Annotated in this window: 14 protein-coding genes; all 14 read right to left on the minus strand. The window is 44.4% G+C overall.

Features of this window, described 5'->3' with window-relative positions; translation table 11 throughout:
• Nucleotides 1-106 precede the first annotated feature (106 nt).
• The 14 genes from M72_RS08340 to M72_RS08405 all read right to left on the minus strand — a co-directional run bounded on the left by M72_RS08340 (nt 107) and on the right by M72_RS08405 (nt 15,587).
• Nucleotides 107-1,525: an oxaloacetate decarboxylase subunit alpha gene (locus M72_RS08340; protein WP_055067880.1), complete on the minus strand. Its 1,419-nt coding sequence runs from the start codon at nt 1,523-1,525 to the stop codon at nt 107-109.
• Nucleotides 1,526-1,540: 15 nt separating this feature from the next.
• Nucleotides 1,541-2,689: a sodium ion-translocating decarboxylase subunit beta gene (locus tag M72_RS08345; protein WP_022046620.1), complete on the minus strand. Its 1,149-nt coding sequence runs from the start codon at nt 2,687-2,689 to the stop codon at nt 1,541-1,543.
• An 18-nt stretch (nt 2,690-2,707) separates the two neighbouring features.
• On the minus strand, nt 2,708-3,070 hold the full coding sequence (locus tag M72_RS08350) for a biotin/lipoyl-containing protein (protein WP_055067881.1): 363 nt from the start codon (nt 3,068-3,070) through the stop codon (nt 2,708-2,710).
• A gap of 31 nt (nt 3,071-3,101) precedes the next feature.
• A complete protein-coding gene (locus tag M72_RS08355; RefSeq protein ID WP_055067882.1) occupies nt 3,102-3,875 on the minus strand; it encodes an OadG family protein in 774 nt (257 codons plus the stop codon).
• 14 nt (nt 3,876-3,889) lie between these two features.
• Complete coding sequence (locus M72_RS08360; protein ID WP_022046623.1) at nt 3,890-5,326, minus strand: acyl-CoA carboxylase subunit beta; 1,437 nt, start codon at nt 5,324-5,326, stop codon at nt 3,890-3,892.
• Between the two features lie 117 nt (nt 5,327-5,443).
• Nucleotides 5,444-6,670 (minus strand): D-alanyl-D-alanine carboxypeptidase family protein, encoded by a 1,227-nt coding sequence (locus tag M72_RS08365; RefSeq protein ID WP_082413836.1) that lies wholly within the window; start codon nt 6,668-6,670, stop codon nt 5,444-5,446.
• Between the two features lie 54 nt (nt 6,671-6,724).
• Nucleotides 6,725-7,294 carry an SMC-Scp complex subunit ScpB gene (gene scpB / locus M72_RS08370; RefSeq protein ID WP_022046625.1) on the minus strand — a complete coding sequence of 190 codons (570 nt, stop codon included), beginning with the start codon at nt 7,292-7,294 and terminating at the stop codon, nt 6,725-6,727.
• Between the two features lie 31 nt (nt 7,295-7,325).
• Nucleotides 7,326-8,075, minus strand: a complete 750-nt coding sequence (locus M72_RS08375) for a segregation and condensation protein A (protein ID WP_022046626.1) — start codon at nt 8,073-8,075, stop codon at nt 7,326-7,328.
• Between the two features lie 81 nt (nt 8,076-8,156).
• Entirely contained in the window at nt 8,157-9,710 is a 1,554-nt protein-coding gene (gene cls / locus M72_RS08380) for a cardiolipin synthase (protein WP_055067884.1), read from the minus strand.
• 55 nt (nt 9,711-9,765) lie between these two features.
• Nucleotides 9,766-10,632, minus strand: coding sequence for a S8 family peptidase (locus tag M72_RS08385; RefSeq protein WP_055067885.1), 867 nt, complete (start codon nt 10,630-10,632; stop codon nt 9,766-9,768).
• Nucleotides 10,633-10,747: 115 nt separating this feature from the next.
• Nucleotides 10,748-12,844 carry a polyribonucleotide nucleotidyltransferase gene (locus M72_RS08390; protein WP_022046629.1) on the minus strand — a complete coding sequence of 699 codons (2,097 nt, stop codon included), beginning with the start codon at nt 12,842-12,844 and terminating at the stop codon, nt 10,748-10,750.
• A gap of 156 nt (nt 12,845-13,000) precedes the next feature.
• A complete protein-coding gene (gene rpsO / locus M72_RS08395; RefSeq protein WP_022046630.1) occupies nt 13,001-13,267 on the minus strand; it encodes a 30S ribosomal protein S15 in 267 nt (88 codons plus the stop codon).
• Between the two features lie 128 nt (nt 13,268-13,395).
• Nucleotides 13,396-14,550 carry a C40 family peptidase gene (locus M72_RS08400; protein WP_055067954.1) on the minus strand — a complete coding sequence of 385 codons (1,155 nt, stop codon included), beginning with the start codon at nt 14,548-14,550 and terminating at the stop codon, nt 13,396-13,398.
• A gap of 104 nt (nt 14,551-14,654) precedes the next feature.
• On the minus strand, nt 14,655-15,587 hold the full coding sequence (locus M72_RS08405) for a bifunctional riboflavin kinase/FAD synthetase (protein WP_055067886.1): 933 nt from the start codon (nt 15,585-15,587) through the stop codon (nt 14,655-14,657).
• Between the last annotated feature and the right edge of the window lies 1 nt (nt 15,588).

Raw genomic sequence — 15,588 nt, forward strand, 5'->3', positions numbered from 1 at the left:
GTATCACTTTAACCGGAAAATGCAAGATTTCATGCAAAAAGAATTTTTCCCATCAAAAAAAGACGCACCAGATCTGATGCGTCTTTTTCGTAGAAACCGGATATGACTATACCGGATATGCTCCGTTCTTTGTATCAGCAGTCTTTGCGTCTACGCCAGTCTGCTGTGCCTCACGGTATTTGAAGAAATCAGTAGCAACCTGTGGGAACAATGCATAGGATAATACATCCTCATCCTGCTGCTTGTACTGTTTCATCTCAGCTTCAATCTTATCAAGCTCCGGCTCAAGAAGATCTGCCGGACGACAGGTGATTGCATTCTTTTTATCCTCTCCGAGAACCTTGTCAACAACTTCCGGATTGAATGGTTTAACGGTCTGGCCGTACTTACCAAGAAGAATATCCTTTGTCTCCTTTGTTGCGACTTTATAACGCTCTCCCATCAATACGTTAAATACAGCCTGTGTACCAACGATCTGGGAAGACGGAGTAACAAGCGGTGGCTCACCAAGGTCTTTACGTACACGCGGAACCTCTGCAAGCACTTCCTCGTACTTGTCCTCTTTTCCCTGCTCCTTGAGCTGGGAAATCAGGTTGGAAAGCATACCACCCGGTACCTGATAACGAAGAGTGTTGATGTTTACACCAAGTACCTTCGGGTTCATCAGACCGCTTGCAAGTGCCTCTTCACGTAACGGACGGAAGTAATCTGCGATCTCACTTAACAGATTCAGATCAAGACCGGTATCGTATGGTGTGTTCTTGAAAGCCTCTACCATAACCTCTGTTGCAGGCTGGCTGGTTCCAAGAGCAAATGGAGACATTGCAGTATCAATGATATCTACACCGGCCTCTACTGCCTTCATATATGTCATGGAAGCTACACCGGAAGTATAATGTGTATGAAGTTCTACCGGAAGAGAGGTAGAATCCTTCAGTGCCTGTACAAGCTCTGTAGCCTTAGCAGGAACTAAAAGACCTGCCATATCCTTGATACAGAGAGAATCAGCTCCCATATCCTCTACACGCTTTGCCATCTCCATCCAGTAATCCAGAGTATAAGCATCTCCAAGGGTGTAGGAAAGAGCTACCTGTGCATGACCTTTTTCCTTGTTACATGCAGTAACTGCTGTCTGCAGGTTACGGATATCATTTAAGCAGTCAAAAATACGGATGATGTCAATTCCGTTTGCAATTGACTTCTGTACAAAATACTCTACCACATCATCTGCATACGGACGATATCCTAAGATATTCTGTCCACGGAACAGCATCTGCAGTTTTGTATTTTTAAATCCGTCTCTTAATTTACGAAGACGATCCCATGGGTCCTCTTTTAAGAATCTCAGGCAGGCATCGAATGTCGCACCACCCCAGCACTCTACAGCATTGAATCCAACCTTATCCATCTTTGGGATAATCGGAAGCATCTGCTCTGTTGTCATACGTGTAGCGATCAGTGACTGATGGGCATCACGCAAAACAGTTTCTGTTATTTTTAATGGTTTTTTTACCACTTCTGACATGACTTTTCCTCCTTATTAAATTCCAAATATAGCCATGAAACATCCCGCAGCTACCGCAGTACCGATAACACCGGCAACGTTTGGTCCCATTGCATGCATGAGCAGGAAGTTTGTAGGGTCCTCCTCTGCACCAACCTTCTGGGATACACGGGCTGCCATAGGCACGGCAGATACACCGGCAGAACCAATCAGAGGGTTAATCTTGCCCTTGGTAATCCAGCATAATAACTTACCAAATAAAACTCCGGCAGCAGTACCAACCATAAATGCAACAAGACCTAATACAACGATCTTTAAGGTGCTTGCATTTAAGAAAGCTTCTGCACTGGTAGTTGCACCAACAGAGGTACCCAGTAAGATAACGACAATGTACATAAGTGCGTTACTTGCAGTCTCCTGCAGCTGACGAACAACGCCAGACTCACGGAAGAGGTTTCCAAGCATCAGCATACCAACAAGTGGTGCTGTGGTAGGAAGCAGTACGCAGACAACAACGGTAACAACGATTGGAAAGAGGATCTTCTCCAGCTTGCTGACCGGACGAAGGTTCTGCATCTTGATCGCACGTTCCTTCTTTGTTGTAAATAACTTCATGATAGGTGGCTGAATGATCGGCACAAGTGCCATATAGGAATATGCAGCCACGGCGATCGGTCCCATCAGACCGGTCTGTCCCAACTTACCAGCCAGGAAAATGGAAGTAGGTCCATCCGCTCCACCGATGATAGATACGGCAGCGGCAGCCTTGTCATTAAATCCAAGTATAATTGCAAGGAAGTATGCGCTGAAGATACCAAACTGTGCGGCAGCTCCCATAAGGAAACTGACCGGGTTTGCAATCAGCGGACCAAAGTCTGTCATTGCACCTACACCCATAAAGATCAGAGATGGTAAAATAGACCACTCATCCAATGTGTAAAAGTAATAAAGTAAACCGCCCACGCCGTTGCTGGTCTGTTCCGGGCTTGCGATGATATCCGGGTAAATATTTACCAGAAGCATACCAAATGCAATCGGAACTAACAGTAATGGCTCAAAACCTTTCTTAATCGCAAGATACAGGAAAATAAATGCCACTAAAATCATAACATAATTTCCCCAGGTCAGATTGAAAAAGGCTGTCTGATGCAGGAGGTTCGATAATGTTTCACCTACATAACTCACAGTGTTTTCCTCCTTGGATTAGTTTAATGTAGCGAGTAATGCACCAGATTCTACGGCATCACCAACTGCTACATCGATACTTGCAACAGTTCCGTCTTCCGGAGCAACGACTGGTGTCTCCATCTTCATGATCTCAAGAACCAGGACGGCATCTCCCTTCTTTACAGCATCGCCGACTTTCTTCTCAATCTTGAATACCTTTCCGGCAGCTCCTGCTTCAATCTTAATGCTTCCGGCTCCTGCTGAAGCAGCTGGTGCTGCTGGTGCTGCAGCTGGCTTTGCAGCTGTACGTCTCGGTGCTGCTGCGCCGGATGTGCTTCCGGTCTCTTCTACTGTAACATCATAAACGTTACCATTTACGGTAATTGTATAATTCTTCATGAATATGTTCCTCCTAAATTTTCTTTCTATCCTATCTACGATTGATGGAACGAACTACGAAATCACTGGTAGAAGTTCCGGTACTTGCAGCGATTGCAGCTGCAATAACTGCGATAAGTTCAGTATCATCTGTCTGTGCTGCAACAGGGGCAGGTGCCGGTGCTGCGGCTGGTGTCTCTTCCTGCTGTGGAGCCTGTCCGGCTGCTTTGGCAGCTTTCTTTTTCTCCAGATAAGGGAAGATCTTAAAGCAGGAAATAAGAAGACTGATCAGAATCAATACAGCAAATACAACTGCCATAGAAATTACAGTATTCAGTCCTGCCTTTTCCATTTTCTCACCGAGTGTATAAATCGGATCTACCGAAATGCCGGTAACATCCATGGAATAGTAATCATATACTACTTCGAAATTCACATCTTTCTTCGCGAACTTGATGGTCATATCTGTGGTAAGTGTCTTACCGGATTTGGTAACCTTAAAAGTATCGTCTTCGATCTTTTTCATTTTACCAAACTCATCCAAAGTATCCTGCCACTTTGCAGCTGCCTCAATCTGTGCCTCTGTGACACCGTAGCTTGAAGTAAGCTGATCCTTTACATCGTCCGGAAGAGTATCTGCTGTCAGTTTGTTTTCTTTGAACAACTGAGCCAGACTCTGTACCATGCCCGCATTGGTATCCATTTCAGACTGAAGATCTGAATAGGACTTTCCATTGTAATCCACGGTAGTCGGGTCTGTTCCACATGCACCAAGCATCAGAACCATCAGGATCATGCAAAGTGCAAAAGCAATTCTCTTTTTCATAAAACTTCACCTTTCTACTTGGTACCGTGTTTCTTTTCTGGCTCGCTTACATACTTTGTATAAAGCATTTCAAAAGCAGCTACAAGGTATTTTCTGGTATCTGCCGGATCAATCAGACGATCCACATATCCTCTTGCAGCAGCAGATGCGGCAGAATCCTGAAGTTTTTCATAATCAGCAGCTTTCTGCTTGATCTCATCTGCACCAGCTTCCGGATACATAATCTTTGCAGCCAGAGTAGAATCCATCGCACCGATCTTTGCTCCGCTCCATGCGTATACAAGATCTGCTCCGACAGACTTGGAATTCATAAATACATAAGCACTTCCGTAAGCCTCTCCTGTGATCAGGTTTACCTTTGCACAGGTTGCATTGGAAAATGCGTAAGTCATTCTCGCAAGTGCCTTTGCAAGTTTCTTCTCAGAGCACATGCAGTTTTTCAATCCATTCACATTTGTAATGGTAAGTACCGGGATTGAGAATGCATCACAGAACTGAACAAATTCAGCTGCCTTGTTGCATCCCTGCGCGGTCAGGGACTTGTCAAAGCTCTCTGCTTTCTTGCCTTCTGCATCATATACTTCGCTGCAGTTTGCCACAGCACCGACTGTCATTCCGTTTAACTTGATCAGTCCGGTTACCATATTCCTGGCATAATCTGCCTTTGTCTCGAAGAATACGTTATTATCTGAAATCTGGGATAACAGATATCTCGGATCTCCCTTCATATTCTCCATACTCTCGCAGGCACGATTTAAATCATCTTCACAGTCATCTGTATAGACATCTCCCTCATTGTTGCTTGGAAGCATACATACCAGCTGACGGATCTGTTCCATGATTTCATCTTCTGAACCAACGAAATCCACACATCCGTTGTTTTCACTCTGGAATGCTGCGCTGGCTGTATCACATTTTTCTGTGTTATTGCCTTCGATTGCATCCGGAGCATTTACAAACATGCGTCCTTTCTTCTCTTCAATGAACGCGAAATCGCAAAGTGCCGGGACAACGGAAAGGCCGCCGCCACAATTGCCAAATACACCACAAATCTGAGGTACAAGACCGGAAGCTGCTACTTCCTTCGCATAAATAGTTCCAAACCCATCCAATGCATCAACCGACTCCTGAAGACGAATACCGCCACAGTCAATCAGACCGATGACAGGAGCTCCCATCTTCATTGCCATGTCATACACAGACGCAATCTTCTTTGCGTGCATCTCTCCGATGGTACCGTTTAATACGGATGCATCCTGGCTGTAAATAAATACCAGATTGCCGTCGATCAGTCCATGACCGATTACAACGCCATCTGAAGGGGTCTTTGCAGCGGTAAGATTAAAATCTGTGCTACGTGCTGTTACGAGAGAACCGATTTCCATAAAACTGTTCTCATCGACCAACTTAGCAATACGCTGAATTGCCAAGTTTTCATTGTTACTACTCATTTTATGCCCTCCATCTATAAAAAATAAAAATTTCCGCTAGTTTGTATTGTATCTCATTTCCCACTTCTTTTCAACATAATTTGTTAATTTTTTCACTAATTCTTTGTGACTAATTTCCTATTTGTCCAACAGTGCCTCTTTCCACATAATTTGAAAAAACTTTTCAGGAGACCATTTTTTTACGGAAACCTCTGCTTTGATTTTTCCGGAGTAAATTTTCCTGCCGTTCATACAGTAGGAAACACGTCCAAGCGTCTGCCCTTTTTTGACCGGAAGGCTTATCGGATCAGACCATACTTTCTTTATTTCAGCGGTATCCCCGTCTTTTTTCAAAAACGTCAGTTTTGTGATATCCGTATCAACATAAACCGGCAGTTTGGCATGGGTAGCCCATTCCTCGAGTGTTTCTTTCCGACAGCCCTGCGCAATCTCTATATCCGGCAGCTCCATGGATGCTTCCGATCCCCGATACAGATGATAGGCATCCATTCCGTATTGAAACAGTGTCTTTGCATCGGACCACTTATAATTTTTGTGGTTCGGCCAGCCGCAGGCAAGAAGTGCGATTGCATAATGTCTCCCCCCTTCTTCAAGTGCAGCCACATAGCAATATCCGGCTTTGGACGTATATCCGGTTTTTCCGGTAATCACATGATCCATCATATCCAGCAGGGCATTTTTATTGGAAACAGCATATCCGGTTCCCTCCAGGCTCTGAAATGTATGTGACCGGGTCTGCGTCACTTCCAGAAACTGCTTGCTTACCGGAGACTTCCATGCGCAATAACTCATAATCCTGCACAGATCATATGCTGTGGTATGGTGTTCCCCCTGCTCATCCTTTGCATCCAGACCGTTCGGTGTCACAAAATGGCTGTCGGTGCACCCGATCTTCTTTGCTTTTTCATTCATAAGTGCTGCAAATTTTTCCGCAGATCCCGCCACATGTTCTGCTATTGCATATGCACAGTCATTATAGGATTCCAGCATCAGCCCATACCACAGATCCTGCATATAGAACTGTTCTCCTTTTTTCGCCCCGAGATGTACCTTCGGCTGTGATGCCGCTTTTGCGCTGAATGTGACCACTTCATCGGGCTTACATTGTTCCATCGCCACGATACAGGTCAGAATTTTTGTGGTACTTGCATTCGGCAGTGCTGTCTGTGCCTCTTTTCCATACAAAAGGCGCCCACTGTCACCATCCACCATGGCGCAGGATTTTGAATACAGTGTCTGCGCTTCGGGTTCTTTTTGCTTTTCTGCCAAAACCGATTCGCTCATCAGACATCCGATTACCAGCAACAGACTTACTATTTTTGTGCAGATTCTTTTTTGAAACATAAAAAAATAACCATATACATTTTTATTCTATGTATATGATTATTCCTGCTTCTTTTATACGTCCAGTTTCACATGCATCTCTTCTTCTGCTTCCTGCTTAAACTCTTCCACCTGTACCGGACTGAGTACCGGCAGATCATCGATTGAATGTACGCCGAAACTGCGTAAAAATTCTTCTGTTGTTCCGAAAAGTAACGGACGCCCCGGTGCATCAAGTCTTCCAAGTTCACACACCAGATGATATTCCACCAGTTTATTTACCGCATGATCCGATGACACGCCACGTATTTTTTCTATTTCCATCTTTGTCACCGGCTGCTTATATGCAATAATGGAAAGCGTCTCCAAAAGAACATCGGTTAAAACCCGGCGTTTGGGCTGCTTTGCAATTTTAATCAGATATTCGTAAATTTCGGGTCTGGTGCACATCTGGTAGGCTCCATCCAGTTCCGTGATGGTAACGCCGCGTTTCTGTTCTTCCCACTCGTTTCTCATTTCATCGATCAGGTCCTTTGTTTTCTTCTGATCAAGTCCAAGAGTTCCTGCAATTTTTTCCAGTTCTACGGATTCTCCCATAGAAAACAGAATTCCTTCTATAATTGCCTTGTATTTTTTTTCTTCCATATTTTCCGTCCATCCTGCAATACATGATAATCTATGCTGCAACTTTCGAATCAATCTGGATATCATCAAAAATATGTTCCTGCGAAATCCGTATCGTTCCCATTTTCATCAGCTCCAGAATCGCAAGAAACGTAACGATCACTTCCACTTTCGATGACTGTGCCGTCAAAAGTCCCCGGAAACTGAAATGTCTGTGTCCGGCCGCATATTTTTTCAAATCCTCCATCTTGTCTTCTAGCGATACCTCTTCTTTTTCAATCTTTCCGAATTTTGACCGCAGAGGATCAATTTTATCCTGCTGTTTTTTCATAATGCTCTCAAAAATTTCATGCAGGCGTGAAAGCGTAATGTCCGATATCAGTTCGTGGATATCAACCGGCGGTTCATACGCACGCACTTCCTCCGGAATCGTCGGCTTCTTATACATAACACGACCGGCATCCATCTGCCGGTCTTTTAGTTCATACGCCATACATTTGTACATCTTGTATTCCAGAAGCTGCTGTACCAGTTCCGCACGCGGATCTTCTTCTTCCTCTTCGCTGTCCGGATTCGACGGGAGAAGCATGCGTGATTTGATATCGACCAGTGTTGCAGCCATAACCAGAAACTCACTGAGCACCTCCAGATCCTGCCGTTTCATTTCCCGGATATACTCCATATACTGTTCCGTGATCTCCACAATCGGAATATCATAGATATTCACTTTATTCTTTTCGAGCAGATACAAAAGCAGATCCAGCGGTCCCTCAAATACCTGGAGTTTAACGGTCAGTTCCATCCCTCTCGTCCTTTCTGTCATAATCTATATTTTATCTTTATGTTGTAGAAAATGCAAGGACAATTTACTATATTTAGTGTTTTACAGAAGAGGGGCAAACAATTTCAATGCTCCCATAAATGTACGCACAAGAAACGATTTTCTTTGAAATTCCTCCAGGGTCACTTCGTGGCTTTCCGCAAATGTTTTTAACGCATCTTCTTTTACCTGCAAAACTGCCCGGGTACGATACATCCAGACGCCACATTCAAAATGCAGACACAGACTGCGGTAATCCATATTTACCGTTCCCACGGTTGCCTGTACATCATCCGACACAAAACATTTTGCATGGATAAAACCTGGCGTATATGTGTATATTTTCACTCCGTTTTTGATCAGATACGGGAAATTCGACTGTGTCAGGAAATACACCAGTTTCTTATCCGGAATTCCCGGTACAACCAGACGCACATCCACGCCGGATTTTGCCGCATTTACAAGTGCCGTACGCATCTCGGATCCGATGATCAGATACGGAGTAAAGATGTAAAGATATTTTTTTGCCCTGCTGATGATATTCAGATATACATTTTCGCCGACATCTTCGTGATCCAGTGGAGAATCGGTATACGGCTGGACGAATCCTTTTTCATCTGCATGGATTTTTTCCTGCAGCCTGTGTTTTTCCATGGAAGTTGCCCGATAAAATGTATAATCACTTTCTATTTTCAAAATATAATCCCACAGTTCCAAGAACATGCTTGTAAAACTCCAGACACATTCTCCGGTCAGACGGATTGCCGCATCCTTCCAATACCCAAAACGCACTCTGGCATTGATATACTCATCCGCCAGGTTCATTCCCCCGGTATAGGCAACCTTTCCGTCAATCACCGTGATCTTCCGGTGATCCCGGTTATTCTGGATAATTGACATCAGTGGGCGAAATGGCTGGAAACAGGCACATTTGATTCCCTTTTCCTGCAGATAACAATAATATTTATTCGGCAGTGTCTGGATACATCCGATTCCATCGTACATAAATCGCACATCCACACCCTCTTTTACTTTCTGTGCCAGAATTTCAACAATTGCATCCAGCATCTTTCCAGGCTCTGCAATAAAATACTCCAGAAAGATATAAGATTTTGCTGTTTTTAAATCTTCCAGAAACTGCGGATACATCTCTTCTCCGCAGCAATAATACTGTGTATCCGCCTCCCTGTACACCGGATACCCCGCATAACGGGTAAGATACTGCGCCTGCTGTCCGGCAGAATCATCCTCTGCCCTTAAAGCAGACATCACATCATCAGAAGGAGAACTGTATGCCCGTATCCTGCTGCTGACCACGTCCATCTTCATACGGGTCCGTTTTGTCAGTCCCGGACGGCCAAATAGATAGTATGCCGGAATTCCGAACAGAGGAAGTGCCAGTATCAGAAAAATCCAGGAAGTTTTATATGTGGAACGCATATCCCTGCTGGAGACAAACAATGCAAGCACAATGGATGCAATTTTAAACAATGCATCTACCATGGAACTGTATACGGTCGCACTGTACAACAGATAGACAAACCAGCTGAACTGCAATATAATAATCAATCCTCCAAGGACAAGTTTACTGAAGAGTTTATTTAATATTCGTTTCATCTGTCTCCTCCTTTGGTTCTCATAAAATGTCACCGACAGGCTTTTAGAGAGTATTTTATACCAATGCCAGCAAATTATCAACATCAAGAACGCCCCACGCCATGGACATTCCCGTTTCTTTCCGCGCCGATTCATATAATTTCAGTTTCAGTTCTTCCGGCCGCAGCTTTGGATTTTTCTGTAATGCAAGTGCCAGCGCCCCGCATACGACAGGGGTTGCCATAGAGGTACCACTTTTTCTGGAATATAGTGCTCCGTGATGATCCAGACTTACAATATTCGTCCCCGGTGCTAAAATTTCCGGCTTCATAATACAGCATCCGGTCGGACCACTGCCACTGTAGCCACCACGCCTTTCCCCCGGAGAACTCCGGTCATCACTTGCCCCCACCGTAATCACTTTTCTCGAAATACCGGGAGCCGTGACTGTCCCGGCTCCCGGTCCATTATTTCCGGCCGCTGTGACAACCGTCACGCCATCATCCCACAGCTGTTCTAAAAGTTCCATAATCTGCTTCTGCTCACGGTCGAGTGCCCCCGGAAGAAATCCTACGGAAAAATTCAGAATCCGAATTCCCAGTTCTTTATGATGTGCAAGCACCCATTGCAGGCCACGAATCACCCGCTCCGTCTGTCCTCCTCCATCCTTCCCGAGGACTTTCAGCGCAATCAGCTGTGCCTGCGGTGCCATTCCCTTCATTCTGCCATTCGCACACAAAATTCCGCCAACATGTGTTCCGTGTCCATTGTCATCATAACAGGCTCGTTTCATTGCCACAAAATCCAGAAATCCAACCACATTCTGCCGCAGATCCGGATGCAGATAAACGCCTGTGTCCAGTGTCACCACCCGGATATTTTTCCCCGTGTAACCCATACGATATACATTCTCTGCATGTACAAGCTGTTTGACACGATTCATATTTCAACTCCGAACTTTTCGAATCATCGCCTTTTTCTTTCATGGTATGAAAAAAGGGCCGCATGGTGCGGCCCCTGAAGTACATCTTTCATGGATCTTAATTCTGTACGGTATTTTATTTCTGGTCTGCCGGAACGTCCTTAATGGAAAAACTGATTCTTCCCATCTTGTCCTTTCCAAGACAGACAACTTTCACAACATCTCCAAGCGTCAGTACATCCTCGACATGCTCAATGCGTTCCTTGGCAATCTTTGAAATGTGAACCATTCCTTCCTTGCCTGGTGCAAACTCGATAAAAGCACCAAACTCTTTGATACTTACAACTGTACCGGTAAAGATCTGTCCTTCCTTAAAATCGGTTGTGATGATTTTTATCATATCAATGGCCTTTGCGATTGCCTCCTTGTCTGTTCCACAGACAGAAACCGCACCATCATCTGTAATATCAATCTTGACACCTGTACGGGCAATGATCTCATTGATTGTCTTACCCTTCTGTCCCACAACATCTCCAATTTTATTCGGATCAATGGTGATCTGTTCAATCTTCGGTGCCCACTGATTTACTTCTTTTCGTGGCTCTGCAATTGCCTTGCTCATAACTTCATCCATAATGTAGACGCGTGCCTCACGGGTACGGGCAATGGCTTCTTCTACGATTGGACGGGTCAGGCCATGGATCTTGATATCCATCTGGATTGCAGTGATACCATCATGTGTACCGGTTACCTTGAAATCCATATCTCCGAAGAAATCTTCAAGTCCCTGGATATCTGTCAGTACCAGATAATCATCATCCGTCTCTCCGGTCACAAGACCACAGGAAATACCTGCAACCATCTTTTTAATCGGAACACCTGCAGCCATCAGTGACATACAGGACGCACAGGTAGATGCCATGGAAGTAGATCCATTGGATTCAAATGTCTCGGAAACTGCACGGATTGCATACGGGAACTCCTCCACAGAAGGAAGAACCGGAAGTAATGCACGCTCTGCAAGCGCACCGTGTCCGATCTCACGACGTCCCGGACCTCTGCTTGGCTTTGTCTCTCCAACAGAATAGGACGGGAAATTGTACTGATGCATATAACGCTTGGTTGTCACGTTCTCATCAAGTCCGTCAATCTTCTGTACTTCCGAAAGCGGTGCAAGTGTAACAACATCGCAGATCTGTGTCTGTCCACGGGTAAACATGGCAGAACCATGTACACGAGGGATCAGATCTACTTCTGCAGCCAGCGGACGGATCTGATCGATCGCACGTCCGTCTGGACGCTTATGATCCTTTAAGATCATCTTACGAACAGTCTTCTTCTGATACTGGTAAACGGCCTCGTCAAGAACAGCAAGCCACTCCTCGTTCTCTGCAAAAGCCTCTGCAAATTTATCTGTGATTTCACGGATATTCTCTTCTCTCTGCTGCTTTTCATCGGTAAATACCGCTTCTTCCATCTGCTCCGGAGTGACGATTTCCCGCATAGCTGCAAACATTTCTTCCGGAATCGCACAGCTTGTATACGCATGCTTCGGTTTGCCAACCTCTTCCCGGATCTTATTGATAAATGCAATGACTGTCTGGTTGACATCATGGCACTTATAAATAGCCTCAATCATCTTTGCTTCCGGAATCTCATTGGCACCGGCCTCAATCATGATGACCTTTGTTGCTGTAGATGCAACCGTAAGCTTTAAATCTCCCTCGTCCCAGTCTTTCTGGGATGGGTTTACAATAAATTCACCATTCTTCATTCCCATCTGGGTCATGGCACATGGGCCGTCAAACGGAATATCGGAAATGGTAGTAGAAAGTGCTGCACCGATCATGGCAACCAGCTCCGGACGACACTCCGGATCTACAGACATAACCATATTATTTAAGGTTACATCATTGCGGTAATCTTTTGGAAACAGAGGTCTCATCGGACGGTCAATGACACGTGCGGTAAGAATAGAGTTCTCTGATGCTTTTCCTTCACGCTTGTTAAATCCGCCAGGAATTTTTCCAACCGAGTACATTTTTTCTTCAAATTCCACGCTCAGCGGGAAGAAATCAACGCCATCTCTCGGCTTGTCGGAAGCAGTAGCCGTAGATAATACGGTAGTCTCTCCATATTTTAATAATGCGGCACCATTTGCCTGTGCACATACTCTTCCGATATCAACGGTCAGTGTTCTGCCTGCCAGTTCCATTGAATAACTTTTGTACATGTATTCTCTCCTTCAAAATTTAATACGGTATGTCAAAACCCCGAAACTACTGAACAATACAAAACAGCGTTTTGTCCTCTTCAGTGGTCCCGGAAAAAAGTTCTGCCATACAACAAAAAGAAGAGCGGAATATAAAACTCCGCTCTTTGTTTACAATTATTTTCTGAGTCCTAAACGCTCAATTAAAGAACGATATCTTTCAATATCAATGCTCTTTAAGTATGATAATAATCCACGTCTCTGACCGATCATCTTAAGCATACCTCTTCTGGAATGATGATCCTTTGGATTCTGCTTTAAGTGCTCAGTAAGCTCCTGAATTCTTGCAGTAAGAACAGCTACCTGAACTTCTGGTGAACCAGTGTCGTTTGGTGTTCTTCCATACTCATTGATAATTGCCTGTTTCTTTTCTTTTGCGATCATTTTATGATCCTCCTTAAAATATTTTTGCACCCGATACTCAGCAAAAGGTCGGAGTGTCCATTCACCGAATATGGGTTAAACCATACTAATTTAATGTATCATAAATCCGTATCGTTGTAAACAGTTTTTTAATTTAAATACGATATGACACAGATTGGTGTCCGGTAATAGGCACTGGAAATTTTAATTCCGGTACGTGCATTGCTGGCATGCACAATCTGACCGTTTCCGATATAAATTCCCACATGGCTGATGCTGCTTCCGCTTCCATAGAAAAAGAGATCTCCCGGTTTTGCCTCAGATGCACTGATTCGATTTCCGTATGCCGGCTGACTTGCCGCATGATGCGGGAGGCCGACTCCGTATCTCGCATATACCTGCATCGTAAATCCGGAACAATCAATTCCATTTGTCAGGCTTGTTCCACCCCAGACATAACGGTTTCCTACAAACTGTAATGCAAACTGTACTAAAGAAACGCGGGAATCCGTGTATCCCTCTCCGTATTCCAGTTCTTTTACCGTCGATGCTGTCGGAAGTTTTTCTGTTACCTCTACATAATCTCCGGAAATATATCCTTTCTGATCATCCACTTCCACTTTATACCAGCCGTCTTTTGTATCTTCCACAACAAGATCCTCTCCCTCTCCAACCAGAGAAAGTATTGCAGAATCTTCAGAAGCCTTTTCTCTTACACGAAGGGTTGTGGTATTTACTGTAACAACTTTTGTAATTTCTTTCTTTGCTACATTTTTTGCCGCATCTCCTGTCAGAAGATACTCTGTCTTTACATAACCTTCCACCTTGCCGGAGGTGATCTTTGCCCAATCTCCCTTGACCGAGACAATCTCACAGGCATCTTTATCCGTCATTTTTCCAACAACTTTACTGTCTGTGGATGCCTTTTTTCGCACATTCAGGCTTCCCTGCACCTGCGCGATTCCAAGATTTTTATACCCACAGATGCTGGTATCCTCCGTGGTATTTTCCGAAACCGCTTCTTTTGTCTGCGTATCTTCGATTCCCTGTGCAACCATCTGCTTTTCATTCGCAGCCACCGCAACATCTGTTTTATCATACAGCTGACTAGTTACTCCTGCCGTCACATCCAGCGCCTCCACTTCGCTTGCATTCAAAGATGCGGAAACACCGGCTGTGAGCGATCCGGCCGCCTCTGTTTTATCTGTATTTCCCTGCTGTATCCCGATATAGGCTGCCGCACCGGTCAGTGTCAGAGAAAAAGCAAGTACCATTCCAACTCTCTTTTTTGTCATACGATTCATTTCACAGATTCCTCCCTCATGTCTCATGAAATCTCATAACAAAACGAGTATAACAACAAATAATTACAATGTCAACATATTTTTGTAATATTTATGTAATATGTTTACATGTCGCCGTTTATCGACATCATACGACTGCGGCTCGTTTCAATGTCTCTTTCCATCTGTTCTTTTAACATCTCTACAGACGAGAATCTCTGTTCCGGACGTATAAAAGAATAAAAGCTGACCTTTAGTTCATATCCGTACAGATCACCGGAAAAATCCAGTATATGCGTCTCCACATTTACTTTATTGGAGTGATTGACGGTCGGTTTGCATCCGACATTTGTCACACCTGTGTAACATTTTCCACCAATCTCTACCGCAGTTGCATATACACCTTTCGGTGGAAGAAGTTTTTCGGCCACAAGTTCCATATTGATCGTCGGAATTCCAAGTGTCCTTCCAAGCTGTCTTCCATGAATCACTTCACTCTTTACAAAAAACGGATATCCAAGCAGATCATTTGCCTTTTCCATATTGCCTTTTATGATCTGTTCCCGCACAAACGTACTGCTGATGTCCCGTCCCTCATACTGGATCTTGTCTACCACCCTAAGGGTATAGCCATATGTCGCGGACAATTTTTCCAGCAGAATATGATCCCCTTTCCGGTTATGGCCAAACCGGAAATCCGATCCGACTACCATGCTCTTTACATGCAGACTTTTTACAATCCATGCAACAAAAGCCTCCGGCTCCATGCACATGACTTCTTTGGTAAACGGACATTCCAACAGGTAATCAATTCCACGCTCTTTGAGAATTTCCTGCTTTTCTTTATTGGTCGAAAGGACACGGTAATTATTATTCTCCGTAAGTTTTTTCGGTGGAATATCAAACGTAAAAACAACGGCCTTTAACCCTTCTTTCTTCTTTTCCAGAAGGTGTTCAATCAGTGCTTCGTGTCCACGGTGTACTCCGTCAAATTTTCCCAGCGACAATGCCGTTGGTTCTTCTATATGAAAATCTTCTATCTTATTCCAGCAAATCATA

This window comes from Roseburia faecis (assembly GCF_001406815.1).
Classification (GTDB): Bacteria; Bacillota; Clostridia; order Lachnospirales; family Lachnospiraceae; genus Roseburia; species Roseburia faecis.